Source organism: Acidobacteriota bacterium (assembly GCA_029861955.1).
In the GTDB taxonomy this organism is placed as follows: Bacteria; Acidobacteriota; Polarisedimenticolia; order Polarisedimenticolales; family Polarisedimenticolaceae; genus JAOTYK01.
Genome location: JAOTYK010000094.1, coordinates 1 through 2,648, shown reverse-complemented (window position 1 = coordinate 2,648; position 2,648 = coordinate 1). Strand labels below are relative to the sequence as shown.

Here is a 2,648-nt window from a genome sequence, read left to right as displayed (position 1 = left end):
AACCCGCATCCTGGCTCAGGATTATCGGCACCGCGTCGAGCAAATTGCCGGCCGCATCCAGGCGGGCGGCGTAGACGTCGTGACCGCTCTGCTCGAGCCCCTGGAACTCGATGGTGGACGCACGCATGTCGGTCCATGCGGTGAGGAAGCCGCCACCGCCGGCGACGATCACCACCTCCTCCTGGTCACCCGACGCGGCATCCCGGGCGCCATCGCCCGGCAGGAACGTCGGACCCTGCAGCGTCGGCGGGTTCGCGAAGGTGGTCGCGGCCACGAGCGGCAGCAGGGACAGAATCGTCAGTAATCCGATCTTGGTTCGAATCTCGTTCCTTTTCATGCGTGCCTCCGTGCTTCCCGGGCCCCCCGTGATGCGACCCGCGTGCCCAAATGCCAGGAAACCGGATTATCCGCCCTCAGACCTTTCAGGGACATGAACAGACCCCGGCTTCGCAGTCCGACGCCCCGACGTATCAAACGCTGGCGGCGCATCTCTAGTCCCGTCAACAGGTTGCGCTGACCCTCTTCGGCCCGACGTATACTCAGGCGGTATTAACAGGGGATTAACGATCAGGCCGGGCCCGAGCGGGTTGACGAATGCGAATTCTGATTGTCGAAGACGACCACGAGTTGGCGGAAGCCCTGGTCGAGTCTCTTACCGATGAGGGCTACGCGGTCGATCTTGCCCGGACCGGCGAGCGGGCCGACCATTTGATGTCGGCCAACGCTTACGACCTCGTCGTGCTGGATCGGAAGATACCCCCCCCGACCGGCCTCGAGTTGCTGCGGTTCTGGCGTGAAGCCGGAAGCTCCACCCCCGTGCTCGTGCTGACTGCCGACAGCGAAGTGCACGACCGTGTCGAAGGGCTCGATCTTGGCGCCGACGACTTCCTGGGCAAGCCGTTTGCTTTCGCCGAGTTTCACGCCCGGGTGCGGAGCCTGTTGCGCCGCCGCGACAAGCGGGTGGCCAGCAGACTCACGGCGGATGACCTCGTCATGGACCGCAGCGCGCGCACGGTCACGGTCGGTGGAGAACCGGTCCACTTTTCCCCCAAGGAGTTCGCGCTGCTCGAGTACCTGTTGCTCAGGAAGAACCAGGTCGTCACCCGTGCCGAGCTCGCCGAGCACGTGTGGGACCAACGCTTCGATCCGAGCAGCAACGTGATCGACGTCCTGATTCATCGCATTCGTCGCAAGATCGATCCGGACCCCGACGCAAAGCTGCTGCGCACCGTAATGGCCGTCGGGTACACGATTCAAGGCGAGCGGTCCCCGGAAGAGTGAGAGGCGCTCGTTGGTCCGAATCGCCGGATGCCGGGTCGCCGTCGCGGCAGGCGGTGGCTAGCAGGCGCTGGATCACATTCACGGTTCTGCTGCTCGGCGTCGTATCGTTGCTGATGCTGCTGGCCGCCAACGACATTTCCGAGCGGCTCATCCAACGTGACAGCGACCGTCTCCGCGCCATCGAGCAGATCCAGACCGCGTTGACCAGCGCTCACCTGTGGCTCGAGGAGCATCTCACCGGAGACCGGGTGGACATCGCGGAGATCGCGTCCAACCTGGACAACGCCCACGATTTGATTGGCGCCATGCTGGACGAAGCGCCCGCTACGCCGATCGATTTCCGGATCGTTCCTCTCGAGGACCCGTCGTTTTACCGGATGGCGACGAGCATCCGCGCCGGCGTGGAGACGTTCCGCAAGCTCTCGATCGTCCGAAAAGAGGGTCTTCGTCAAGGCCGGGACGTCGGTGTCGGCTCCGAGTTGGACGCCGAGTACGACGGCGTGTTTCTCGGTCTTCTCGTGGAGACACGGGAGTTCGAGAGCCGACTCGCGAACCGACAGACCAGGAATCGGGCCAGGGCTAACACCTTGTTCAGGGTGATCGTGGCGTCCTGGATCGTCATCGTGGCACTGAGCGTCACCACCTTGTGGAGTCTCGAGCGGCGACGGGTGAAGGTCGAAACCACGCTTCGTGAGAGGGACGCCCAACTGCACCGGGCGCAGAGAATGGATGCGATCGGACGGTTGGCTGGCGGCATCGCCCACGACATCAACAGTTACCTGGGCGCCATCCGCTCCCAGGCGGAGCTGGCACGGGACAAAGCGGTTGACGACGGAACGAGGCGGAAGACCGCTTCGATCCTGAGTTCGGTGGACAAGGCGACTGCGTTGATCGATCGGCTGCTCACGTTCGGCCGCCGGCAACCGGTCCGATCCGTCGCGGTCAACCTCAACGCACTTCTCGACGACGGTGTCGGGGCCGAAATCCGAAGGCTGGTCGGTGAGAACGTCCGGCTGGAACCGCGCCTGTCACCGGATCTCCACAGTGTCGAGATCGATCCCGTACAACTCGAGCAGGTGATCGTGAACCTTGTCGCCAATGCGGTCCAGGCGATGCCCGCCGGCGGGCGGCTGCGGATCGAGACGGCCAACCTCCGTCTTCCCGACGAGTCGCCCCGGACGTACGCGCGGCCGGGCGACTACGTCATGCTGGCGGTCGCGGATACCGGATCGGGGATACCGCCGGAGAACCGGGAACGGATCTTCGAGCCCTTCTTCACGACGAAGGAGGCGACCGGTCACAGCGGATTCGGCCTGGCCACCGTGTACGGCGCGGTGCAGCAGGCCAGCGGCACCGTTGCCGTGGAA

General features: G+C 64.6%; 3 protein-coding genes. 2 read left to right on the top strand and 1 reads right to left on the bottom strand.

All coding sequences use genetic code 11. The features are described from left to right. Positions 1-337 (bottom strand): hypothetical protein (locus OES25_17680; GenBank protein MDH3629468.1); only part of this gene is annotated, 337 nt, incomplete at its 3' end. A gap of 257 nt (positions 338-594) precedes the next feature. On the opposite strand from OES25_17680, the gene OES25_17675 reads away from it, so the two are divergent. Then, on the top strand, positions 595-1,281 hold the full coding sequence (locus OES25_17675) for a response regulator transcription factor (GenBank protein MDH3629467.1): 687 nt from the start codon (positions 595-597) through the stop codon (positions 1,279-1,281). Between the two features lie 53 nt (positions 1,282-1,334). Then, positions 1,335-2,648, top strand: a 1,314-nt coding sequence (locus OES25_17670) for an ATP-binding protein (GenBank protein MDH3629466.1), incomplete at its 3' end; no start/stop codon positions are given.

Coding starts and splice junctions, on each gene's coding strand:
- OES25_17675 (MDH3629467.1), top strand. CDS start 595: ATGCGAATTCTGATTGTCGAAGACGACCACGAGTTGGCGGAAGCCCTG.